General features: G+C 41.5%; 22 protein-coding genes and 2 pseudogenes. 21 read left to right on the plus strand and 3 right to left on the minus strand.

Going from position 1 to position 24,676, the window contains the following annotated elements; genetic code table 11:
* Positions 1–210 precede the first annotated feature (210 nt).
* The 8 genes from FD725_RS17760 to ftsY all read left to right on the plus strand — a co-directional run bounded on the left by FD725_RS17760 (position 211) and on the right by ftsY (position 8,722).
* Entirely contained in the window at positions 211–1,194 is a 984-nt protein-coding gene (locus FD725_RS17760) for a glycosyltransferase (RefSeq protein WP_179049366.1), read from the plus strand.
* Between the two features lie 72 nt (positions 1,195–1,266).
* Positions 1,267–1,791 carry a Tfp pilus assembly protein FimT/FimU gene (locus FD725_RS17765; RefSeq protein ID WP_372726740.1) on the plus strand — a complete coding sequence of 175 codons (525 nt, stop codon included), beginning with the start codon at positions 1,267–1,269 and terminating at the stop codon, positions 1,789–1,791.
* A 197-nt stretch (positions 1,792–1,988) separates the two neighbouring features.
* Positions 1,989–2,672, plus strand: coding sequence for a TIGR04282 family arsenosugar biosynthesis glycosyltransferase (locus tag FD725_RS17770; RefSeq protein ID WP_179049368.1), 684 nt, complete (start codon positions 1,989–1,991; stop codon positions 2,670–2,672).
* 277 nt (positions 2,673–2,949) lie between these two features.
* Positions 2,950–3,795: an HpsJ family protein gene (locus FD725_RS17775; RefSeq protein WP_179049369.1), complete on the plus strand. Its 846-nt coding sequence runs from the start codon at positions 2,950–2,952 to the stop codon at positions 3,793–3,795.
* A gap of 128 nt (positions 3,796–3,923) precedes the next feature.
* On the plus strand, positions 3,924–4,856 hold the full coding sequence (locus FD725_RS17780) for a glycosyltransferase family 2 protein (protein ID WP_256871646.1): 933 nt from the start codon (positions 3,924–3,926) through the stop codon (positions 4,854–4,856).
* 548 nt (positions 4,857–5,404) lie between these two features.
* Positions 5,405–6,178, plus strand: a complete 774-nt coding sequence (locus FD725_RS17785) for a DUF502 domain-containing protein (protein ID WP_179049370.1) — start codon at positions 5,405–5,407, stop codon at positions 6,176–6,178.
* Between the two features lie 109 nt (positions 6,179–6,287).
* Positions 6,288–6,932, plus strand: a complete 645-nt coding sequence (gene nusB / locus FD725_RS17790) for a transcription antitermination factor NusB (protein WP_179049371.1) — start codon at positions 6,288–6,290, stop codon at positions 6,930–6,932.
* A 206-nt stretch (positions 6,933–7,138) separates the two neighbouring features.
* The gene (gene ftsY / locus FD725_RS17795; RefSeq protein WP_179049372.1) at positions 7,139–8,722 is read left to right on the plus strand and encodes a signal recognition particle-docking protein FtsY; all 1,584 of its coding nucleotides are present in this window, start codon (positions 7,139–7,141) and stop codon (positions 8,720–8,722) included.
* Between the two features lie 49 nt (positions 8,723–8,771).
* Here the strand turns inward: ftsY and glp are convergent, their stop codons facing one another.
* Positions 8,772–10,001 (minus strand): gephyrin-like molybdotransferase Glp, encoded by a 1,230-nt coding sequence (gene glp / locus FD725_RS17800; RefSeq protein ID WP_179049373.1) that lies wholly within the window; start codon positions 9,999–10,001, stop codon positions 8,772–8,774.
* Between the two features lie 95 nt (positions 10,002–10,096).
* Positions 10,097–11,170 (minus strand): FkbM family methyltransferase, encoded by a 1,074-nt coding sequence (locus FD725_RS17805; RefSeq protein ID WP_179049374.1) that lies wholly within the window; start codon positions 11,168–11,170, stop codon positions 10,097–10,099.
* A gap of 109 nt (positions 11,171–11,279) precedes the next feature.
* Between FD725_RS17805 and FD725_RS17810 the strand changes: the two genes are divergently transcribed.
* The 6 genes from FD725_RS17810 (at position 11,280) to FD725_RS17835 (ending at position 17,273) form a co-directional block, all read left to right on the plus strand.
* Complete coding sequence (locus tag FD725_RS17810) at positions 11,280–11,837, plus strand: RDD family protein (protein ID WP_179049375.1); 558 nt, start codon at positions 11,280–11,282, stop codon at positions 11,835–11,837.
* Between the two features lie 43 nt (positions 11,838–11,880).
* Complete coding sequence (rpmG, locus tag FD725_RS17815; protein WP_179049376.1) at positions 11,881–12,075, plus strand: 50S ribosomal protein L33; 195 nt, start codon at positions 11,881–11,883, stop codon at positions 12,073–12,075.
* 2 nt (positions 12,076–12,077) lie between these two features.
* Entirely contained in the window at positions 12,078–12,293 is a 216-nt protein-coding gene (gene rpsR / locus FD725_RS17820) for a 30S ribosomal protein S18 (protein ID WP_066383809.1), read from the plus strand.
* 218 nt (positions 12,294–12,511) lie between these two features.
* Positions 12,512–14,572, plus strand: a complete 2,061-nt coding sequence (locus tag FD725_RS17825; RefSeq protein ID WP_179049377.1) for a ribonuclease catalytic domain-containing protein — start codon at positions 12,512–12,514, stop codon at positions 14,570–14,572.
* Positions 14,573–14,891: 319 nt separating this feature from the next.
* Positions 14,892–15,458, plus strand: a complete 567-nt coding sequence (locus FD725_RS17830; RefSeq protein WP_179049378.1) for a hypothetical protein — start codon at positions 14,892–14,894, stop codon at positions 15,456–15,458.
* Between the two features lie 360 nt (positions 15,459–15,818).
* Positions 15,819–17,273 carry an amidohydrolase gene (locus FD725_RS17835; RefSeq protein ID WP_256871647.1) on the plus strand — a complete coding sequence of 485 codons (1,455 nt, stop codon included), beginning with the start codon at positions 15,819–15,821 and terminating at the stop codon, positions 17,271–17,273.
* Here the strand turns inward: FD725_RS17835 and FD725_RS17840 are convergent.
* Entirely contained in the window at positions 17,266–18,114 is an 849-nt protein-coding gene (locus FD725_RS17840) for a pantothenate kinase (RefSeq protein ID WP_256871648.1), read from the minus strand. The two genes, FD725_RS17835 and FD725_RS17840, sit on opposite strands and share 8 nt — an antisense overlap.
* Before the next feature lie 109 nt (positions 18,115–18,223).
* Here FD725_RS17840 and FD725_RS17845 point away from each other — a divergent pair, with 109 nt between their 5' ends.
* The 7 genes and pseudogenes from FD725_RS17845 (at position 18,224) to FD725_RS17875 (ending at position 24,668) form a co-directional block, all read left to right on the plus strand.
* On the plus strand, positions 18,224–19,948 hold the full coding sequence (locus FD725_RS17845; RefSeq protein ID WP_179049379.1) for a diflavin flavoprotein: 1,725 nt from the start codon (positions 18,224–18,226) through the stop codon (positions 19,946–19,948).
* A 228-nt stretch (positions 19,949–20,176) separates the two neighbouring features.
* A complete protein-coding gene (locus FD725_RS17850) occupies positions 20,177–20,632 on the plus strand; it encodes a DUF29 domain-containing protein (protein ID WP_179049380.1) in 456 nt (151 codons plus the stop codon).
* Between the two features lie 262 nt (positions 20,633–20,894).
* A pseudogene (locus FD725_RS17855) lies at positions 20,895–21,107 on the plus strand (DUF2887 domain-containing protein); the annotation flags it as partial.
* A 77-nt stretch (positions 21,108–21,184) separates the two neighbouring features.
* Positions 21,185–21,394 carry a hypothetical protein gene (locus tag FD725_RS17860; RefSeq protein ID WP_179049382.1) on the plus strand — a complete coding sequence of 70 codons (210 nt, stop codon included), beginning with the start codon at positions 21,185–21,187 and terminating at the stop codon, positions 21,392–21,394.
* 294 nt (positions 21,395–21,688) lie between these two features.
* A complete protein-coding gene (locus FD725_RS17865; RefSeq protein WP_179049383.1) occupies positions 21,689–23,323 on the plus strand; it encodes a reverse transcriptase domain-containing protein in 1,635 nt (544 codons plus the stop codon).
* A gap of 129 nt (positions 23,324–23,452) precedes the next feature.
* A pseudogene (locus FD725_RS17870) lies at positions 23,453–24,097 on the plus strand (Rpn family recombination-promoting nuclease/putative transposase); the annotation flags it as partial.
* Positions 24,098–24,257: 160 nt separating this feature from the next.
* Complete coding sequence (locus tag FD725_RS17875) at positions 24,258–24,668, plus strand: hypothetical protein (protein WP_179049384.1); 411 nt, start codon at positions 24,258–24,260, stop codon at positions 24,666–24,668.
* The last annotated feature ends 8 nt before the right edge of the window (positions 24,669–24,676 follow it).

The following is a 24,676-nucleotide window of genomic DNA, read 5'->3' on the forward strand; positions in this document are numbered from 1 at the left end:
GACATCTCCGAATATGAATGTAGTATTAGAGACGTTGCACTGCAACGTCTCTAATACAAGTATTTTGGGCAATGCAGAATTAAATTCGGTCGATGTCTAATTATCGGTTGATTTAAATTATTCAACCGAGGCATTAGAGTATTCTTCATTCAACATATTGAATGAGGGATTCTTGTCAATTTTTAGTGACTAAAAATCTAAAAATAAACAATGAATGAACTAAATTCAACTTTACCACTAATCTCTGTAATTATACCAGCTTATAATTGCGAAAAAACTATCAAAGCCACAATAAATTCTGTTTTACAGCAAACTTTTGTAAATTTTGAATTAATTGTCATTAATGATGGTTCTCAGGACTCAACTGTAGACGTTATTGCTAAAATTCAAGACCCCCGACTCAAAGTATTTTCTTTTGAAAATGCAGGCGGAAATGTGAGTCGGAATCGGGGATTAAATTTGGCGGTAGGTAACTTCATCAGCTTTTTGGATGCCGATGATATCTGGACATCAGATAAATTGGAATCTCAGTTGACAGCATTAAAGAAAAACCCAGAAGCGAAAGTTGCTTATAGCTGGACTAACTACATTGATGAAGATGGTAACTTTTTAGTGGCGGGGACACATACAACTGTCAATGGCAATGTCTACGCAGATTTACTAGTTAACAACTTTTTAGAAAATGGTTCCAACCCTTTAATTTCTAGAGAAGCTTTAATAGAATTGGGTGGTTTTGATGAATCTCTCAAGGCTGCTCAAGATTGGGATATGTGGTTGCGATTAGCTGCACATAATTCTTTTGTTGCTGTGCCTGTGGTACAAATATTGTATCGAGTTAGCGGTAATTCATTATCTTCCAATCTTGTCAGGCAAGAAAAAGCCTGTTTACAAGTACTTGAACGAGCTTATAGAGCAGCGCCTAATATAGGTAATCATATTTTGCATTTAAGCTTGGCTAACCTTTATAAATATCTAGCTTGTAAAGCTCTACAACAGCCATTTCAGAGAAAAAAAGGTGCAAATGCAGTCAAGTTCGTTTGGCACTACTTCCTTTATGATACTTCTAGATGGCAACGATTAAACTTAATCTTCAAGCTTTTTATCAAAGCTATGTTTATCATGATTTTGCCTGCGGATATATCTACAGTTTTACTTACTAAACCAAGAGTCAAAACTTTACAGCCACAGTTTTAACTAATATCTGGTAGTTAAAATTCTTCATTTATATATCAGGTGCATCGATTATATTTCGTTCATAGAAAAGATATCTTAAAAAATTGCTCTACTGACGGTTTTTCTATCCCGGAAATATTAGCAGTTCTTTTAATGATTGGTATACTAGCCGCTATAGGATTACCCAGTTGGTTGGCTTCTCTAGAAATTCAGCGTCTCAATAAAGCGCAAAATGAAGTTTACAATGCCATGCGGCAAGCCCAAAGCCAAGCCAGCAAGGAAAAATTGTCTTGGCAAGCTAGCTTTCGTGAGCAAAATGGTGTGGTTCAATGGGCTGTTCATCCGATGAGTGTGAATCCTGCTGCTGCATACTGGAATGACTTAGATGCGAATGTGCGTCTAGATGACGAAACAACTTTACAGCAGTCTAGCGGTGTCAGGCGCATCCAGTTTGATTATCAAGGTAATGTCAGACAACCACCTTTAGGAAGGATTACTTTATCTGGTAAATATGGTGGCAAGGTCAAGCGTTGTGTGTATGTTTCCACTATTTTAGGAGCCGTACGTACAGCAAAGGAGCGTAGTACAGCTAATAGTGGGGGTGATTATTGTTATTAGGCAATAGTCAATGGTCAATGGTCAATAGTCATTATTTCTTCATTTTGAATTTTGAATTTTGAATTGATCCTCACTCCCTCACTCCCTCACTCAGCACGGGCTAAACGCCCCGCTTCCGCTAACAGCACTCACTACTCCTTAATCAAATCAGATTGCTATAGTGAGTGTGATAATTAACTAAATTAAGCAGGATTTGTGTGCTGAAATCACTACAGGTTAATAGACAGCACTTAATTGTTTTTACGCGCTATCCAGAACCGGGGAAGACAAAAACTAGATTAATACCTACTTTGGGTGGTGTTGGGGCTGCTGATTTGCAACGGCGGATGACTGAACATACCCTGATGCAAGTTAAAGAACTGCAAACAAAAGTTAGGGTATCTTCAGAAGTGAGGTTTGTGGGCGGAAATTTGCAACTAATGCAAGAGTGGTTGGGATTTGACTTAGTATACCAATCCCAAGGTGAAGGGGATCTGGGTTTACGGATGGCGCGATCGCTTAATGATGCGTTTCAAAATCATGCAGAACAAGTGGTTATAATAGGTACAGACTGCCCAGGTGCAAATTCTCTGATTCTGGCTCAAGCTTTTGCACGAATGTCAAGTGTTGATTTAGTCATTGGCCCGGCGATTGATGGTGGTTATTACTTAATTGGTTTGCGCCGCTTTATCTCAGAATTATTTGTAAATATTGACTGGGGAACCTCGCAAGTATTACAACAGACTGTAGATATTGCTACTCAACTTAATATCTCATCTATGTATTTGCCTATTTTGTCTGATGTTGATAGACCAGAGGATTTACTGATTTGGCAAAGAGTCTGGGAGACACTACCATTAAAATCATACTTGCGAGGGGATGGGGATTTTGGTAATGGATAACACTTTAGCCTCTATTTTCCTGACAGTTAAAATGATATAAGTAAAATTATGATTTTCTTGTATTGAAAAACACTAAAACTTTTCTGGCGACACCTCAGAGAACCAATGCTACCGTAGTATAGTTTCAAACCCAGGGGGAAAATTTTTGTAACATGATGGCATTGACTTTTTTGTGAGCCACATGGGTAGATTCATACAACAAGCAGTGTTACGGGAACAATATTCAAGTAACTTTAAATAGGACAATCACTCGAATTTAGTAAAAGTCTGGAAAACTATGGTTAACCGCTTTGCCTCTGTAAATGCTGCCCTCATACTCAAAATTGTGGGTATCGTTTTAATTGTCTCGTTTTTACTCGATTTCCTGATTCTGTTATTGCCATTTCAACCCACAGATAGGTTATGGCAAATCAATCTAGCAACAGCACTTGTTGACAGGGGTATTGTGCCTTTGGTGGGAATAGGCGCATTATTTACTGGATACTGGATAGAAAGTGTTGGCGATAGCGATCGCTCGACAGGTTTTGATTTAAGATTCCCAGTATTGATACTTGCCAGTATCTTAGGGTTGATATTCTTGCTGATTTTTCCCTTACATCTCAATAATGTCCGCCAAGCTAGTGTACAAGCTGTCAACCAAATCAATCAAGAAGCACAAAACGCAGAAAATCAACTGCAAAGCCAGCTATCTCAATTTCAAGCTCAATTGAATAACGAGCAAGGAAAAGCCCAGTTAGAACAATTACGTAACCAAGCTAAAGCACAGTTTACGGAATTGTTGCAAAATGACCAGAAATATCAACAAGCTTTGAATAATCCCCAATTGCCAGCAGCACAAAAAGAATTGTTGAAGAAATTTAAAGCAAATCCTCAAGAATTGGATAAGTTTATTGCCCAGCAAACAGATCCCCAAGGACTTGCTAATCAAAGATTGAATCAAATTCGTCAACGCAAAGAAGACGCTGAGAAACAAGCTAAAGATAATGCTTGGAAATCTGGGTTAAGGATTGGTATTAGCAGTCTCATATTGTCAATTGGTTACATCATCATCGGTTGGTCAGGACTGAGAGGTATGGGTGCTTTTCAAGGTGGTGGACGCACTAAGAAAGTGCCAGCCCGTTAATCCATGATTCATCAATAGGGCAGTAGTGCAAATCAAATAATCTTGAAAGTGCCTACTGCCTGTTTGTTGAACTCATCTGATAATCAAAAGATACTGAGTATTTAGCCAAATTACTATAAAACTAGGCAATGTTCTCGATTTACATATTGACTTATAACGAAGAAATAGATATTGCTGCCTGTATTGAGTCGGCGATGCTATCGGATGATATTATTGTTGTCGATTCTTGTAGCAGCGATCGCACTTTGGAAATTGCCCATCGTTATCCCATCCGTGTTGTCGAACACGCTTTTGAAAGCCACGGCCGCCAACGCACTTGGATGCTAGAGTCGATCCCCCCTAAACATGAATGGGTATATATTCTCGAAGCAGATGAACGAATGACACCAGAATTGTTTGCTGAATGTGAACAAGCAATTCAAAATCCTGACTTCATCGGCTATTATGTCGCCGAACGGGTGATTTTTATGAATCAGTGGATTCGCCGTAGCACTCAATACCCCCGTTACCAAATGCGTCTGTTCCGTCACGGTAAGGTTTGGTTTACAGATTATGGTCACACTGAGAGAGAAGTTTGCAATGGGGCTACCAGTTTTTTGAAAGAAACCTATCCCCATTACACTTGTAGTAAGGGCTTAAGTCGCTGGATTGAAAAACACAACCGTTACTCGACTGATGAAGCGAAGGAGACTTTACACCAATTAGAAAATGGCAAGGTGGAATGGCTAGATTTGTTCTTCGGTAAATCAGAAGTTGCCAGAAGACGGGCGTTAAAAGACTTATCTTTGAGACTACCTGCTAGGCCATTACTACGTTTTTTATATATGTACTTTATTTTAGGTGGTTGCCTAGACGGGCAAGCAGGGATGGCATGGTGTACACTACAAGCTTTCTATGAGTATCTGATTTTGCTGAAAGCTTGGGAAATGAAAAATATTCCTACTCCTAGCCTAGAAGCACAGTTAGTTCCCAACCTACAAAGTAACTCAGAATCTCACCATACCACATCAGAAACCCCAAAATTCAGTGAGGGAGAGAAATCAATTCAAAATTCAAAATGACGCGACGCTCCTGCGTCGCTAACGCTGCGCTATCGCGGACTCGCTCTAAGCGAAGCTATGCCGTTCGCGTTAGCGTCTCTGAAAGAGAAGGCTTTACGCTGCGCTAACAAAATTCAAAATGAAGAAATAATGACTAATGACTAATGACCAATGACTAATGACTAAAGTTAATATTTGTAAACCCTGTTTTCAGAAAAATCTCTTTTACCTAGTCTGTTGTAAGTTAGAGACAGACTCAGCTGACGACTAAAATTAGCCAGCTTTTTCTAGATGAGCAGCTTTTAACTGAGTGCGATATTATTGGTAATAACTAAGAAATTTGCAACAATCATTTACAAGTTGTACAAAGAAAAGTAAAGTCCTGCCAGACAAAAATACTTTTTGTTTTGATGGGGATGTGTCTCAATTCGCTCTATGCTAGTAGTAACCGCACCCTAGCAAAAGTTTGTAGTAATTAGCTAACATTCCCCAAGCTTGGTACTTGGGGTATTCATTGGTGGTATAAAAAACCACAAGAAACATCTTGCCAATTCAACATATTTACTGGAATGAGTACCAATAACGAAAGTTCCACTATCCTGAAAAAAGAGAGTAGAAGTTTGGGGATTGAGCGCTTAAAACAAGACTTAAAAAATGACTTAATTGCTGGGTTGCTGGTAGTCATTCCGCTAGCGACAACAATTTGGTTGACAATTACCATCGCTAATTGGGTAATTGATTTTCTTACGCAAGTTCCCAAACAACTTAATCCCTTTGATGGACTAAATCCAATACTAGTAAGTATACTGAATTTAGCAGTGGGCTTTGCTGTACCACTACTAAGTATATTGGTAATTGGATTGATGGCGCGAAATATCGCTGGTAGGTGGTTGCTAGACTTTGGTGAGCGATTATTACAGGCGATTCCTTTAGCGGGACAGGTATATAAAACCCTCAAACAACTGTTAGAGACATTACTCAAAGATTCCAATGGGAAATTTCGCCGGGTGATTTTAGTCGAGTATCCGCGTCGAGGAATTTGGGCGATCGCCTTTGTTACAGGTGTGATGAGTAGCGAAATTCAATCCCAAATGTCTCGCCCGATGCTGAGTGTGTTTATTCCCACTACACCAAACCCAACTACAGGTTGGTATGCTGTGGTTCCCGAAGATGAAGTAGTCAACCTCTCTATGTCTGTAGAAGATGCCTTTAAAGTAATAGTCTCTGGCGGCATTGTTGCACCAAATCCACCTCTAACAACCTTGAAAATATCCCCAGAACATAATCTGAAAACAACAACCCAAAAGCTCAAACATCCAGCCATCTCCATCGAAGAAACCTAAAAAAATCCGGTAAAGTCGCAGCCAAATAGATAAGATGGTTGTCTGGCTTGATCAAATATTGATTAATTTGCCACCAAAAAATTAAATTAGTACTGAAATACTTACTTCTATGCAAGACCGTAAACCACAGCAGATTGCTCGTGAACTGGCTCTTTTAAGCCTGAGTCAGTTACCAGTAAACCCGAAAAAATTAACAGAAGAACACCTACCCAAGTTAGTTCTAGCTACAGTGCGTACCTTGAGAGCAGAAGTACAAGACACTCTGGATAATGCGGCGGCTGAACTACAACGCAGTAACGATCGCCTATTAACCAGTCAAACTCGTGCTTCCGATTTAAATACTGCTCGGACTATGCTGCAAGAAGCAGTTGCTTACACGCAAACAGCAATTAATCAGCTAGGTGCAGCAGTGGAATTTCCGGAATTAATTCAGTTGGCAAATCAGGATCGGGAAGTTGGCAGATATGCTATCACCCTTGTCAAAACAGTCAGCGAAGAGCGTCGGATGATTGATGAGCAAATTTCTCAAGCTCTAGTAGACTGGCAAATGACACGCCTAGCCCAAATTGACCGTGATATTTTACGCATCGCTGTGGCAGAAATGTTATTTTTAAATCTGCCCAACAGTGTGGCAATTAACGAAGCGGTAGAATTAGCTAAACGCTACAGTGGCGATGAAGGTCATCGATTTATCAACGGTGTACTGCGCCGAGTCACAGAACAAAAAAAGGCAGAATTGATTCATAATTCGTAATGGGTTAGACACTATATTTTCTTTGTGTCTCTGTGTCTCTGTGGTAAAAAATCATTGGTTTAACCACAAAGGCACAAAGGAATTTAGCGTCAGCATTGAAATTTCAGGTGAGGATAACTGGGAGGTTTTTACACCAGGAAAGAGTACACAGTTAAATTAAACTTATAACTCATAACTCACCTAAATAACTACCACCGTTAGCTGCAATGGTTTTTAATTGGTTCCGTCGTCCCGAAAACAATCCTTCAGATACTCCCCCGGATACACAGCAGGGAGAAACACCCCCAGCACCAGAACCTACCGCAACGTCAACACCGACATCAGATGTTCCAGACTCTACATCTGACTTGTTGGCCTTTGCGAAAGCTGCTTATAAAAATATTCAAGAAAAACAAAAATCTTCAGAAGTAGAGACTACAACAGATTCAGCAACAGAAACTGTAGAGGGAGAAACTACTGAATCACCAGTTATCGACACGACGGAAACTACTGCACCACCAGAGGAAGAAGTAACAGAGGTAAAAGCTGAAGCTGAGTCAGTAGTCATGCCGACTACACCAGAAAATATAGAAATATCTCCAGAACCATTAGCCTCAGCATCTACGGAAACGTCAGATATATCACCAGAAACCTCACCAACGACATTATCCTTCCTCGAACGGGCAGTCGCAGAACGGGAAGCCAAGCAAGAACGGTTGATTGCTAGTGCAATTGAAGTACCAGAACCAGAAGTCATACAACCAACTGCTACAGCACAAACAGCCGAGGAAATTGGCGGATTGTCGTTTGATGAAGGGTTTGTTTGGTCAGCAGAAGTATTAGCATCTCAAGGTAGACGAGCAGAAGATATTTCTATTGAAGAGATTACTTGGCTGAAAAAACTCCGGCAAGGCTTAGATAAAACCCGGCGGAATATTCTCAACCAGTTGAAGGCAATTGTTGGACAAGGGCCTCTCAACCAAGCGGCTGTGTCAGAAATTGAGTCGCTACTTTTGCAAGCTGATGTGGGTGTAGAAGCGACAGATTATATTATCGATGCCCTCCAGAAAAAACTGCGCGACGAAGTTACCCCACCAGAAGAAGCGATCGCTTATTTGAAAAAAATCTTGCGGGATATGCTAGACGCACCCCTCAAGACAACTCACACACCTAGCTTTGCTCCAGATAAAGATAGTCTGAATATTTGGTTAATCACGGGAGTCAATGGCGCAGGTAAAACCACTACTATTGGTAAAATCTCTCACCTGGCACAAAAATCAGGCTATCGCTGCTTGATTGGTGCAGCCGATACATTCAGAGCTGCGGCGGTGGAACAGGTAAAAGTTTGGGGGAAAAGAAGTGGTGTAGAAGTAATTGCTAATCCTGGTAAAAATACAGACCCAGCCGCCGTTGTCTTTGATGCGATCGCAGCTGCTCAATCTCGCAATACTGAATTATTACTGGTAGACACCGCCGGACGACTGCAAAATAAGAAAAACTTAATGGATGAACTCAGTAAAATCCGCCGGATTATTGATAAAAAAGCCCCTGATGCCAAAATAGAATCTCTCTTGGTTTTAGATGCCACTCTAGGTCAAAATGGCTTGCGACAAGCCGAAGTTTTCTCTCAAGCAGCCCAACTTAGTGGCGTAGTCTTAACCAAGCTTGATGGTACTGCTAAGGGTGGTGTTGCTTTGGCAGTTGTTCAGCAGCTAGGTTTACCCATCCGCTTTATTGGTGCAGGGGAAGGCATTGAAGACTTACGTCCCTTTTCTAGCTACGAGTTTGTGGAAGCTTTGTTAAGTGGCTAGGGGAAGGAGGATATTTCGGGGAGGGGATTTTAGTATACTTTTTGACTTTTCAAACATTCTCTAAAACTTCTACCTCCTCCCCTGGTGCAATTAATGTTCTACCCACAGGTAACACAGCTAGAGCATTAGTTTGCGCCAGATTAATTAAATTACCAGAGCTATGACTCCCACCAGCCTGATGAAACTCGTATACTCCATCAACCAAATGTAAGCTTCCCCAAACATATACTTCGCGCTTACCGTCTGATCGCAATTCATCATGCGATCGCACTTTCACAAATCTTGGCTCCCAACCCTCAGCCAGTCCCCCTAATTTCCTTATCACTGGTTGCACAAATCGCCAAAACGTCACCAATACTGCCGCCGGATTTCCTGGTAAACCGAAATAGATGGGAGACTGAGGGAAGGTGGCGACAGTGAGGGGTTTTCCGGGACGCATGGCTACGCTACGAATGTGAATTTCTGCGCCTAGTGCCGCTAGAATTTTGTCAATATAGTCATAATCGCCTACAGAAACACCACCGGAAGAAATGACTATATCAGCATTATTGACATCATAATTAATGGTTTCTGTCAAGGCTGTGGGATGATCTTTGACGATACCTAGTAATATTGGTTCTGCACCAATTTGCCGCACCAAAGCAGCTAAAGCATATTGATTAGAATCAACAATTTGTCCTGGTTGTAAAGGCTGTTCCAGTGTTACCAACTCGTCTCCTGTAGAAAAAATCGCTATGCGAGGACGGCGGTAAACCTTGACTTGTGAACACTGTAAAGCTGCTAACACAGCAATTTCTGGTGCATTTAACCTAATACCTGCTGGTAATAATTGTGTCCCTGCTTGATAATAAGCGGCTTTGCGTCTGACAAATTCCCCTGGTTTTGGTGTAGCCATAATCAACACGCGGTTATCTTCCCGGTGTGTTCTTTCTTGCATCACCACAGTATCCGCACCTTGAGGCATCATCGCCCCTGTAAATATTCGCGCGGCTTGTCCTGGTTGCAGTGTAGACTGTGGTTGATCACCTGCGGGAATTTCTGCGACAATTTCTAAACTAACTGGCTGTTCACCACTAGAATTTTGCACATCCTCATAACGTACCGCATAGCCATCCATCGCCGAATTATCCCAATGGGGAAAATCTAGAGGACTAATTACAGGTGTAGCCAGAATGCGTCCATGTGCTGTAGATAAATCGACGATTTCTGTGTCTTGTTGACTATCTAACGGCTGGACTAAATTAAAAATAATCTCTGTGGCATCCCTGACTGATAACATAGCGATCGCTACTAAAATTTTATATACCTTGATTAAGCAAAAAGCACTTTATTCAGATTAATACCTTACTGAATAAGGTACAACTTATTAGGCTATTATTGAGAAATAATATAATCTGCAAATCCTACAGTCTCTACCACATCTTGATTTGTTACTTCTTGAATTATACCCGATATATCAATTGCAAAAAACTTAAACCCTAGTGAAGAAATCTCTTGAGTAAATGATGCTAAACCTCCAACAAATTCAAAAGTTCCTGGAACGAATTCCATCATAATTTTTACTTCATTGTTTAGTTTTACAACATCTAATAAGCTACGAAATATATAAGGTTCTGCTCCTTCTGCATCGATTTTGATAAAATTTGGTATGAAATTGTTATTTAGCAGATAAGCGTTAATATCGACCGCAGGAATTGAAATAGTGTTTCCGTCATTAAGTGAATCCGTCCAATCTTCTTCATAAAGAGCAATATGACTACCTGCTGCATAACGTGTAAGTTGTTTAAATTCAACTACACCATCTTTGTCAAAAGCTGCTTTATTTTCTAAAGTAACTCTTGGCAAAATACCGTTAGAAACTATGGAGTCATTGAGATAAGCGAATGTCTGAGGATTTGCTTCAAATGCAACAACGTGACCTTCTGATCCCACTAAAAATGCCATAGTCAATGTGTGAAATCCCTGGTTAGCACCGATTTCTAGGCATTTCATTCCTGGTTTAATATTGGCTTTTAAGTAATTTACTATCCCTGTTTCATAAGCTTGACTGATGATTTGTGGTGTGACTAGAATACACCGACTGTCTAAAAAGATATGACAAGCCAAAGGATGTGGGGCAATTACTCGATTATTGCCTAAGTATGTAGCATTAAACTGATACCTATTTCTAGGTATATAAAATTCTGTAACTAAATTCGACTTTGTGAGAATATCAAGCTGTTGTTCTATGTTAATAAGTTTTTGTGGGATAGTATCAAGCTGTTGTTCTACATCTACAATTTTTTGCTGTATGGTAGGAAGCTGTTGTTCTACATCTACAATTTTTTGCTGTATGGTAGGAAGCTGTTGTTCTACATCTACAATTTTTTGCTGTAGAGAATTCAATCCTAGCAAATTCTTGAGTGAGTGCTTAACAGAACTTGGAAGTATCTTTTTTAGTAACAACATAGAAACCTTAATTATTTTTATTTTTTACAACAGAGTCCACCTCATACATCATCATAGTATTAAAGATAAAAACAACAATTTTTTCAATGTAAATAAAATCCCTATTGTTATGACGATCGCCCGAATTCCCAAAAAACATTATCCTAAAGCTGATACTTGGCGGCGTGGCTTGGCTTTGGGGTTAGATTTCCTTGGTGTTTGGTTAGTCAGTTCTTTGCTTGGCAGTAATAATCTGGGGATTCAAGTGACGCAAATTTTTGTCTTTATTGTCGGTTGGCTAATTTTGCGAGTGCTGGTAGTCTACAACAATCAAGGGCAGAGTTTAGGGCGTTGGGCGTTTGATTTAAAAGTTTTAGAAGTGGAAGACGGACAAGTTGTTGCCAGGATTCCCGAATTACAAGCACTCTTGAAACGAGAGGCTATAATTTGCTTTGGTGCTATTTTAGTGTCCATTGCTTTGGGCAATATTAGGGCGAATCCCACTGCTATACTGCTAGTGATTCCCCTAGCGCTTGACTGTGGTGCTGCCTTCTCTGATACTCAGATGCAGCAGGCTTGGCATGACCGCTACGCCAAAACTTCTATTGTTTCGTCCCGTCGTGGCTATTCGCTGGATATAAAAGTTAAGCGACTAGTTGAAATTTTGCGGCGAAATGTGAGAAGATAGTCATTTGTGTTAATTCTCTTCAGGCTTTAGCGTTTGTAAGATTATGGCTAAAAGTAAAGGTGTCCGTATTGTAGTGACACTAGAGTGTACTGAGTGTCGGACAAATCCAGACAAGCGATCTCCAGGTGTTTCACGGTATACAACAACTAAGAACCGTCGGAACACAACCAACCGTTTAGAACTGAACAAGTTCTGTACCCACTGTAATAAACATACTGTTCACAAGGAAATCAAGTAAAGATGAGCTATTACCGTCGTCGTCTGTCTCCCATCAAGCCTGGAGAACCGATTGATTATAAAGATGTTGATTTATTGCGTAAGTTCATCACCGAACGTGGTAAGATTTTACCCCGACGGATTACTGGATTGACTGCTAAACAACAGCGAGACTTGACATTAGCAATTAAACGGGCGCGGATTGTGGCTTTACTGCCATTTATCAATGCAGAAGGCTAAAACCATTTTGAATTTGTGATTTCAGATTTTGGATTATGAGGAAAAGCTGTATTGCGTTCAACATTTAGCTTTGTCTATCTGAGTCCAAAATCTTAAATCTACATCAGAAAGTGTAAAATATACCACTGCATGAGAAATAGTTGGATCAAGGATTTAACATGATAGATGAAATCCAAAATCCAGAATCAAAAATCTAAAATTACTAGAGTGCGAGAGTTGTGGAGAAGGGGACGCTAGTTGAATTTAGGGTTCAAGGCGATCGCCGTTTAGGCGTAGTAGATCGTCCAGACGGTAAGACCCGTTGGTTTGTGGTAGATGAACGCGGTCAACCCCACAGCCTCGCGCCTAGACAAATTACATATATAGTTAACGGTAGTACCTACAAGCCATCTGATATCAGTGGGTTTTTGCAGGAAATCCAGCCTTTCTTAGACCCTTCCAGTTTGGAAGTAGCTTGGGAATTACTGGTGGAGGATGGGGAAACAGTCACACCGGCTGCTATGGCTAACTTACTGTTTTCGGAATCAGCACCTGCTCCCTGTTATGCTGCTCATTGCCTATTATCAGATGACAAGCTTTATTTTAAGCAAAAAGGTGATGCCTACGAGCCGAGAACGGCGGCTCAAGTAGCAGAACGCAAACACCAGATAGAAGTAGAAGCCCTCAAAGCTAGAGGACAGCAAGAATTTTTAGTGCGTATAGAGCAAGCACTCCAAGGTGAAGCAGTAGAATGGTCACGCCATGACCGTCAACGCCTAGAAGCATTGGAAAAATACGCAGCCTTACTGGCAGATATTGTCCGGGTAGGGCTAAACTTTGATTCTCTGGCACGTGCTTATCCCCCCCCGGCCACAGTTTTAGAAACAATGAATCTCTTGGGGCGAACTGCAACTCCCCAAGGAGCTTTTCAACTACTGGTAGACTTAGGATGGTGGAGTGCTAATGAAAACTTGTTCCTGCGTCGTTCGTCTATCCCAATTCAGTTTCCTAACAAGGTATTAGAAGTGGCGCAACAGCGTTTGGATTTCCCGCCAACAGACTTAGATGCAAATCGCCTCGATTTGACTCACCTGAAGGTTTATACGATTGATGACGAAAGCACCACAGAAATAGATGATGGTCTAAGTTGGGAAAAACTCCCAGACGGTAAGGAACGGTTATGGGTGCATATTGCTGATCCGACACGCTACCTAGTGCCAGAAGATGATTTAGACTTAGAAGCTAGGAAACGGGGCAGTACAGTTTATTTGCCTACGGGGATGGTTCCCATGTTTCCAGAGTTGTTGGCAACTGGCCCGATGAGTTTAGTCCAAGGTAAAGTTTGTTGTGCTTTGAGCTTCGGTGTTGTCTTAGATATAACAGGGGCAGTAGCAGAATTCACGATTCATCCCAGTTCTATTAAACCTACCTATCGTCTCACCTATGAAGATGCAGATGAGATGTTGCAGTTAGGCGTACAAGCAGAACCGGAAATAGAAGCGATCGCGACCTGGGCTAAAAAGCGCAAATCTTGGCGCTACAATCAAGGAGCCATCAGCATCACCATGCCGGAAGCGATGATTAAAGTAAAAGGTGACGATATCAGTATCGACATCCTAGAAGACTCCGCATCACGGCAGTTAGTCGCAGAAATGATGATTTTAGCTGGTGAAGTTGCCGCCCGTTACGGTCAAGTTAATAACATTCCCTTACCCTTTCGTGGTCAACCACAACCAGAATTACCCCCAGAAGACGAACTTCTCCAATTACCACCAGGCTTTGTTCGCGCTTGTGCCATGCGTCGCTGTATGCCCAAGAGTGAAATGAGCATCACCCCAGTCCGCCACTCTGGTTTAGGATTAAATACTTATACCCAAGCCACCTCCCCGATTCGTCGTTACAGCGACTTACTCACCCACTTTCAACTCAAAGCCCACCTGCGGGGAGAAGCACCACCTTTTAGTGCCGAACAACTCAAAGAAGTAATGATGACTGTCACCAGCACCACCCAAGAAGTGACAATGGTGGAACGGCAAACCAATCGCTATTGGGCATTAGAATATCTCCGCCGTCATCCAGAGGAAATTTGGCAAGTGACGGTTTTAATGTGGCTACGAGAAGACAGCAACTTAGCACTGATATTGTTAGAAGATTTGGGCTTACAATTACCAATGGTATTTAAGCGATCAGCTGCATTGGGTGAACAGATATTAGTCAAAGTGAGTTTTTCTGACCCACAAAAAGATGTGATCCAGTTCCAAGAGATTATCTACCAAGAAGCCCAGACAGCAGCAAATTAGGGGTGTGGGGGTTTAGGGGGGCAAGGGTGTAACAAGCCCCGTTGGGGCGGGTGTAGGGGGAAGAACTAGCCCCAACACCTTCAACTCCTACACCCTTACACCCCTAATGAACTTGAATATTCATTAAAGGTAAATGCTGACTACTGCGGAGGTTTTGCCGCATACTACACAAAATAACATACAAGTCAAGAAAATAATTATTAAGTGTACGTTTGCCGATAGTTGATATTAGTAGATAAAGATTTAACTAAGCAATGCAATAATCTATACTAAGCGCAGATGGCTTGAGACAGATTATTAAATTGGAAAAGTTTTTCTAATGAAATTAACTCAAAAGCTTTGTATCGTTACTACGGCTGGGGTAATAATGAGCCTGGGTTTACTAGAAGCTGTCCCAGTCCATGCAGTTACACTCAACTTTGATTGGACTGGTAATGCTGGGTATTCAGCTAAAGGCTCATTTTCTTATGATGAAACTCAAGGTTACACAACCATAGATAATTCAAAGCTGCAATCTATTACAATCGCTTTTTTTGACCCAAGTAAAAAATTGTTGAATAGTTTTGCCCCAGTTATTAATGGCAGTATTGGTTATGATTTTTTAGACTTTAACTACGATACAGTCACGAAGTCTTTGTTTGGATATTTTGATGTAGGTCAAGATAACGGACAAAGTACAGATTATTATCTGTTCGGGAATGTTAGTTTTGGCCTTAGTCTGAGAAATCCTACAGAGGGGACAATAGATCAGAGCAATGGATTAAATAATATTACCTCTAAAACTCCAATACCTGAACCATTAACAACGAGTGGTACAATTTTTGCTGCGGCGATCGCCTGGGTGATGAAGCGTAGACAAGTTGCTACTCAAAAAGCCAAAGCTTAATCACTGGACTGCTGACAAACATCCCTACCAACTAAATCAATTCGTAACAATGCTCCGCCCTGCTATATCCCTAACTTCTTTGAGAAGCTGGGGATTTTTGGCTGGCAATTATCGTGAATTTAAAAATCAAATAACCCTCTGTAATTAATCTATGAGAATAATTTTCTTAAACTTATAATTGCAGATTTTGTCTTTATTTTTTCTCTCATGAGAGTTATAAAATAACGCTATTTATGATTACCAAATTGCGAAGAATGATTAAAAATTAATTTAATATAAAACACAATTTTAAAGTGTGAAATTGGTGGCAATTAGACCGATGATAAAGTCACAAGCAAAATTCAACCAGGGTATTTTAGCGTGAAATATCATCTGACAAAATATTATAAGCTGTTAGTTCTTTTTGTTTGTACGACGTTGTTTGTCTTTTTCGGTCAGATAGTTATTGCTCAGAGTAACTATAATCTAGGCACTCAAGGAAAACAAAAAGTAGAATTGATTGTCAGTAGCGATTTCATCGTGACGATGAACGAGGCACAACCAATTATTGAGAATGGAGCGATCGCTATTCAAAAAGGCAAAATTGTTGCCGTAGACACTCAGTACAAAATCATGGCAGCTTACAAAGCCGACAGGACGCTGCCAGGTGAGGGTATGGTAATGATGCCGGGTCTTGTTAATGGTCACTCTCACTCAGCAATGGTTCTATTTCGCGGTCTTGCGGATGACTTGGCGTTGGAGGATTGGCTCCAGAATTATATCTTCCCCGCAGAAGGAAGATTCGTTGACAAAAATTTTGTCCGCGTTGGCGAACAGCTTGCTTGTTGGGAGATGATACGCGGTGGTACAACAACCTTTGTGGATATGTACTTTGAGCCAGATGTGGCTGCCAATGTAGTGAATGAATGCGGCTTACGGGCTGTGATTGCGCCCTCCTCAATAGATTTTCCCAGTCCTGGTTTCCAAGGATGGGATGATGCCTTTGCCTCAGCGATCAATTTCCTGAAACAATGGAAAGGCAAGAATGAACGGATCATCCCGGCTATTGCTGCTCATGCTCCTTACACTGTCTCACCAGATCATCTGAGCCAAGCTATTCGCGCTGCACGTCATTACGATGTTCCCCTGACGATTCACTTAGCAGAGACACAAACCGAAGTTAGAGATGTCCAGCAGCGTTATAACGCCACCCCAGTCCAACATCTAGAAAATCTCAGCTTCCTAGAACCCCGTGTATTTGCCGCACACGTCGTCTGGCCTAACGCCAGTGAAATTGCTCTGCTGGCTAAACGTGGTGTGGGTGTGATCCACAATCCTGACTCCAATTTAAAACTGGCTTCCGGCTTTGCACCGATTCCAGCGATGTTGAAAGCAGGAGTTAAGGTTGGTTTAGGTACAGATGGAGCCGCGTCGAACAACGTTCTGGATATGTGGAATGCAATTCGCCTCACTGCTCTCATCCATAAAGGGACTACCCTGAATCCCACTGCTGTACCAGCTAAGACAGTTTTGCGGATGGCAACACTTGGCGGAGCAGAAGCACTGGGCTTGTCAGATAAAATTGGTGCAATTAAGTTGGGGCTGCAAGCAGACGTAATTCAGGTGAAACTTAAAGAACCGCATATGCTGCCACTTTACAATGTCATCTCGCATTTAGTTTATGCAGCAGATGCCCAAGATGTTGATACTGTGATTGTGAATGGGCAAGTTCTCATGCAGAAACGTCAGATGCTGACGCTTGATACTGAGAAGATTCGCCGTGAAGCTACTTCTATTGGCCAGAAAATTAAAGCTCAATTCCGACCCTCTAATTAATTACTATTTCTCTGATTCCCCAAAAAATCAGGTTTGGTTCCACTATTAAACTTGTGGCGATCGCTGGATATAATTCTTGCAGATAATGTAATAGTAAAAGGCGATCGCCTCCTTTCATCACTATCTTTCCTTGAGGAAACAAACGCCACCACTCCTCAACAAAATCTCTAATTCCTGCCACTAAGGTATACATCACTCCACTTTGAATCGCTTGTGGGGTATTTAGTGCAAATCGTCGAGGTAAATCTGGAATTGTCTTTATTTCCACTTGCGGTAATTGTCCAGTTTTTTGACCTAAACTCGCCAATTGCAAACCTACACCCGGTAAAATTGCCCCGCCAACTAAACACTGATGAGTATCCGCAGCAGTAAAAGTTAATGCTGTCCCCGCATCAATTACTAACATCGGAAACCCCCAAGTTATCCCCGCACCCCACAAAGCCAACGCCCGATCAATTCCCAATGTAGGATATATGTCTTTGAGGGGTATCTGATCTAACGTGATGACGCGAACATTAGGGTAGCTTTGCCAAAGTGCCGTTTGTTGCGGAACTACAGAGGCGATGGTGAGGGACAGGGGGAGTGAGGGAGTGAGGGAGTGAGGGAGTGAGGGATGAGGAGAAAGAATTTTCCTCTTATCCCCTTGTTGCAAAATCTTCAGTAATTCATCTAGTGTTCGAGACTCAGCCAATTCATGTACGACTGACTCAGGTAAATACTCAGTATCCCAAGTACAATTTAGAGTATTACCGAAAAATAAACCCCAATGCAGCCGGGAATTGCCAATTTCCAAGGCTAGCCATATAGTTTTTATGTGTCTGGGATAATTGTCTGATGTCACACTTTTGACTTTTTTAAGTTATCTATAGATTTTTTAATAAAACTTAACAAACAACCCATGTCACAATAGTAATAGAGGCATAAATACTCATTGTGTTAAGGAGAGAGTTATGGTAGCACTCACAGATAAAGCTGAAAAACGGCTCACCATACAAACTGGGGAGATTGCGGAAGATACGACAGCAATTCGCTCTTTAGATTGGGATCGCGATCGCTTTGATATTGAGTTCGGTTTGCAAAACGGGACTACATATAACTCATTTCTGATACGCGGTGAGCAGATTGCTCTAGTAGATACTTCCCATGAAAAGTTTCGTCAGCTTTATTTAGATACGCTCACAGGATTAATCAATCCTCAAGATATCGATTATTTAATTGTCAGTCACACTGAACCAGACCACAGTGGTTTAGTCAGAGATTTGCTGCAAATGGCTCCCAATATTACCGTTGTGGCTTCTAAAGTAGCAATCCAATTTTTAGAAGATTTGGTACATCAACCATTTAAGCGGCAGATAGTCAAAAATGGCGATCGCTTAGATTTAGGCAACGGTCACGAAATGGAGTTTGTCATCGCTCCTAATTTACACTGGCCTGACACCATCTTTAGCTTCGACCACAAAACCCAAACCCTCTACACCTGTGATGCTTTCGGAATGCACTATTGCGATGAGCGTACCTTCGATGAAGATTTAAAAACCATTGAAGCAGATTTTCACTATTATTATGAGTGCTTGATGGGGCCGAATGCGCGATCTGTATTGTCTGCCCTCAAGCGGATGGGAGAATTACCCAGCGTGAAAATGATTGCCACTGGTCACGGGCCATTACTTTACCACAACGTCGAGGAATTAATCGGACGTTACCGCAAGTGGAGTCAAAACCAAAGCAAGCCAGAAACAACCGTCGGCATATTCTACGTTTCTGAGTATGGGTATAGCGATCGCCTAGCCCAAGCAATCATCAATGGTATCAGCAAAACTGGTGTGGGGATAGAAATAGTAGATTTAGGTTCACCAGTCGATTTACAAGAATTACGCGAACTAGTTGGACGTTGTGCGGGATTGGTAATTGGTACACCTCCCGCTTCCGGTGCAGCCAGTATTCAAGCCGCACTCAGCACCGTTTTAGGTTCTGCCAACGAAAAACAAGCGATCGGTATATTTGAAACTGGCGGTGGGGATGATGAACCGATAGATACTCTCCTGACTAAATTCCGTAACTTAGGTTTGACAACAGGTTTCCCCGCCATTCGCATCAAACAAACCCCTGGTGAAAACACTTATAAACAGTGTGAAGAAGCAGGTACAGACTTAGGTCAGTGGGTAACACGCGATCGCAGCATTAAAGCAATGAAGTCTTTAGGTGCTGATTTAGATAAAGCACTAGGTAGACTTAGTGGTGGTTTGTATATTATTACAGCCAAAAAAGGTGACGTATCCAGTGCCATGTTAGCTTCCTGGGTAGCACAAGCCAGCTTCAAACCTCTGGGATTCTCCATCGCAGTCGCCAAAGATCGGGCGATTGAATCATTAATGCAAGTAGGCGATCGCTTTGTCCTCAACGTCCTAGAAGAAAGCAATTACCAAAAACTCATGCGTCACTTCCTCAAACGGTTCGCCCCCGGTGCTGATCGTTTTGAAGGCATCCGCACCCAACCAGCCCAAAACGGCGCACCCATCCTCACCGATGCCCTAGCTTACATCGAGTGCGAAGTCGCCAGCCGCATGGACTGCGGCGATCATTGGGCAGTCTACAGCACAGTCTACGCCGGCAGCGTTTCCAAACCAGAAGCATTGACAGCAGTCCACCACCGGAAGGTGGGAAATCACTACTAAAACTTTTTGCTACTCATCAGAGGACTTGTAAAAGATGAATGAATAGCGATCGCACTTTTGAGTATGAGGGGAAGTGCGATCGCTATCATGCTTTAAGACATATAGGAATCATATTTAATTTCTGTTGGCGTAGCCTGTGCTTACACAAAAAACTCAGTACACCTCTATTACTTCTTTTTCTGTTACCTGTTACCTGTTACCTATTCTGTTGAGTCAGGAGAAATTTTTATGTTGACCTCTGAGACTAACAAAACATTATATGAACAAGATTTTTACTTATGGATACAAACTACAGTTAAACTTTTGCAGGAAGGTAAACTCGAACAATTAGATATTGCGAATTTAATTGAAGAAATTGATAGTATGGGGCGGAGCGAAAAGAAAGAACTTAAAAATCGTCTAATCATTTTAATTGAACATTTATTAAAACTGCAATACTGGACAGAAGAAAAAGAGTACAATGCTAAAGAATGGCGTAATACTATTGTTGAGCAAAGACGACAAATAATTTATCTTTTAGAAGATAGTCCCAGTTTAAAATCTGTTGTAGAGGATGTATTACTAGATTGTTATACAGATGCGAGAAATGATACTATCAGAAAATATCAGCTTCCCTCAGAATTGTTTCCAGCACAATCGCCTTTTTCTATAGTTCAGATTCTTGATGCAGATTTTATAGCTTAGAGGTTGTTTGAAAAGTCAAAAAGTATACTAGAAACCCCTCTCCAAACCTCTCCCCGAAACGGAGAGAGGCTTTGAAACCCTTATTTTCTTGTTCTCCTTCCCTAGTAGGGAAGGGGTTAGGGGTTAGGTTTTTGAGATTTTGATGTTACTCATGATACTTTTTAAACATCCTCTTAATTTGAGAGCGATCGCTTTGTTGTTAGATATGCAGATAAAGACTGATAAAATTAATTCTGAATAATCCCAATATGGCGATATTTTAGTGAAACGTGACTCCATTTATTACCAAATTTTTAAGCGATTTCCAGGGTTAATATTTGAACTTGTTGATAACCGTCCTGCACAGGCGCAAAACTATAGATTTGAGTCAGTGGAGGTGAAAGAAACTACTTTTCGGATTGATGGTGTTTTCTTACCACCAGAAGGCGCAACACCCAGAGTTATCTTTTTTGCAGAAGTTCAATTTCAGAAAGAGTGCGGCTCGTTCTCAGCAGGAACCCCTAGAAACTAGGGATTTATGGCTAAGGTACATTCTGAAAAATCAAATTCAAAATGTATAACTGTTCATTTGATGTAGGTGAGCCAAGTACCCTAGAAAAGCAAGACCTACCCTTGAGGAGACAAGTGACTCCCTATCTGCCCACAGTGACCATACTCGGAATGATGGAGGCTGAAGCTGGGAACAGGGCGCAATCAGTTGTAAAACAAGCAGGTAACAACACTGGCGCTAACGGGGAGATGGCAAGGGTAAACAAGTCCTGAAAAAGTGTCTTAGGAATTAAGCTACAACCTGAACAACCAATGTAGACCACATCCTCTAGATTCTCACAGCATCATTCTTTTAATAGCTGTCATCTCCGAGAAGAGGATAGGCAAAGTGGACTGCCCAAAACCATCAAACAATCAAAAGAACGGAACGAGTAAAAACGATGTATTGGTCTGGGGAAAGGTCGAAAACCCCAGTAGGTAAGACGAGATACGGAACCCCAAAAACATCGGGTAGGACAGAACGTAACTGTTGTGAGGTATTCAGAAAACGCTTGCTTAGAGTAAAGCATGGTTAGACACGATAGAAATATCAGTGAACTATGGAAATCACTACCCTGGAAGAAATTTCGGGCGAATCTTTTCCGCTTACAAAGAAGAGTGTTTAAAGCTGTTCTAGCTGGAGACAAGCGTAAAGCAATGTCCCTACAAAAGCTAATCCTGAAATCTCGTGCGGCTAGGTTTCTGGCAATTCGTCAAGTAACACAGCTAAACGCTGGGAAAAAGACTGCGGGAATTGATGGTAAAACTGCCTTAACTTATGAGGAGAGATTTCACCTCGAACTGTCACTCAGACAGCCAAACTGGTATCACAACAAACTCAGACAGATACCAATACCCAAGAAAGACGGCTCCACCAGATACCTGAAAGTTCCAACTATTGCAGACAGGGCTTGGCAATGTCTAGCCAAATACGCATTAGAACCAGCGCACGAAGCCACCTTTCATGCCCAAAGCTACGGATTTAGAACGGGGCGCTCTGCCCATGATGCCCAAAAACAGATTTTCCAAAATCTCAGTTCCCATGCAAACGGCATCAACAAAAGAATCCTTGAGCTTGACATAGAAAAGTGCTTCGACAGAATAAATCACTCAACCATCATGGAAAACCTGACTGCCCCAAAAGGGCTAAAACTGGGGATATTCCGATGCCTAAAAGCAGGAATCAACCCGGAATTTCCAGAACAAGGTACTTGTCAAGGTGGGGTAGTGAGTCCACTGTTAGCAAATATCGCTCTGAATGGTATAGAAGATATACACAAATATCACGTCAAAAGAGGATGCAAAATTACAGCCAATACCCCCACAAAGGATATTGTCAATGCCTGTGTCCGATACGCCGATGATATGGTATTTTTCCTAAGACCTGAAGACAATGCAACTCTAATACTTGACCGCATCAGCCAATTCCTAGCAATAAGAGGGCTAAAAGTTAGCAAGAAAAAGACAAAGCTTACCGCTTCGACAGATGGTTTTGACTTTCTCGGTTGGCGATTCTACGTCCAACAAAACGGAAAATTTAAAAGTGTTCCCTCAGAGGAAAACTACAAAGCATTCCGCAACAAAGTCAAGAACATCGTCAATAGCTCGAATTATGGCGCTACTGTGAAAGCTCAAAAGCTTTCCCCAATAGTCAGAGGATGGCGAAATTACCATAAGTTCTGTAAGATGGACGGTGCTAAATGGAACCTCTATCACATACAATACAGAGCTTTTAAGGTGTTTAACCGGGAAACAAAACTTGACCACAAATCTAGTAAGAAGTTGCTAGACCAAGCGTTTCCACTGGTTCCTTACTCCGAAAACCGTCACACCAAAGTCAAAGGAAATAAATCCCCTTTTGATGGAGATTTAGTTTACTGGAGTGAACGTAACAGTAAACTATACGACGGCATTACCTCGAAACTATTAAGGAAGCACAGCCATACTTGTGGGTATTGTGGTCACAAATTGACTTCAATTGAACGAGTGCATCTACATCACTTAGACGGTAATCACGGCAACTGCAAGGTATCAAACCTCATGGTAGTACACGAAAGCTGCCACGATTACATCCACATGGGCAAAAGGGAAAGGGAGCTACGTTCTACAACGCCAATTGGTCGGGAAGTTACCGAGGAATATCTAGAAAATCATCCTTGGTAAGCCAAAGCCAAGCGTGGCAAAGACAGAAACCTTAACCTTCAAGAATATCGGAAGCTGGATGAGGCGAAAGTCTCACGTCCAGATTTAACAGAGAGGGGCGGAGCGTCATAGCTCCCCTCGACTCTACCTGAAGCTTTGTATCATCGCTTTTTTACCGAGTCGATGATGTATTTGAACCGCAATCAATCCCAATACGATGATTGGTACTGTGTGGTAATATTTCCATCACGCTCTTTAGAGCCAAACGATAAAAAAACTCATCGTCTGTTTTTAAACAGCGACCAAGTGCAGCGCATTTATTTGGATGAGTTAGGTACTGCTGATACTCTACCAATAGGTATCAATTTAATGCAGTTGACGACCGCCTCAGACAAAGCAATGGCAGAGCAAGCCAAGCAACTAATTCAACGGGTAAAATTAGAAGAAACAGGTAGACTACCGAAAACAGAAATCATAGATATTATTACAACAATTGCTGTTTACAAGTTTTCGTCTTTGAGTAGAGAGGAAGTAGAAGCTATGCTAGGACTGAATTTAGAGCAGACAAGAGTATATCAAGAAGCCAAAGCTGAAGGTCTAGAACAAGGTCTAGAACAAGGTCTAGAACAAGGTCTAGAACAAGGTCTAGAACAAGGTCGAAAACAAGGTCTAGAACAAAGGGAAGCTGAATTGTTGAAAGTTGCTGTCCCCCTGTTACTAAAAACTGGGATGAGTGTAGAACAGATTGCTCAACAATTTAATGTTGCTGTAGAATCTGTGGAGAAATACAGGTAAGATTACCTTTGATGAGTTTTAGCGATCGCATTTCATCTTACCCCAATTGGTAAAGATAGCCACTAAAAGCGATCGCTAGCAAATTTAGCGCATCAGTAGTTTTACCAGTAGAATAGACACATAAAATTTTGCCGCTATTTGGCTTATTGATAGTGGATTTATGATAACTGTGAGCTTGACTGCTGTAGCTACTGCGATCGCAACTACCCTGTGGACTAAAGCACAGGAGAAAATCGGCGAAAATATTGGTGATGCTTTCTGGGCTGCTCCTGGTAAGTTGAGAGAATTACTGCGCCGCAAGAATAAAGTCCCATCTCTTACCAGTAATGAACCACAACCATTAGATTACGGTCAAGCAGTGCTGGAACTGACACAAGCCGCACAAGATCCCGAAATTGCTCAAGCAGTTTTAGAAGTTGAAGCAGCAGTTAATAATGATCAGTCTGAGGCTGCTAAGGAAATTAAAAATAAAGCCGAAGAAATCCAGTCACATCCGTCAGTTATTAATAATGGTGAGATTAAGAATTTGTTTTTTCAATCTCAATTTCATGGCCCAGTCACATTTAATTGACTACAGCC

This window comes from Nostoc sp. TCL26-01, assembly GCF_013393945.1.
Taxonomy (GTDB): Bacteria; Cyanobacteriota; Cyanobacteriia; order Cyanobacteriales; family Nostocaceae; genus Trichormus.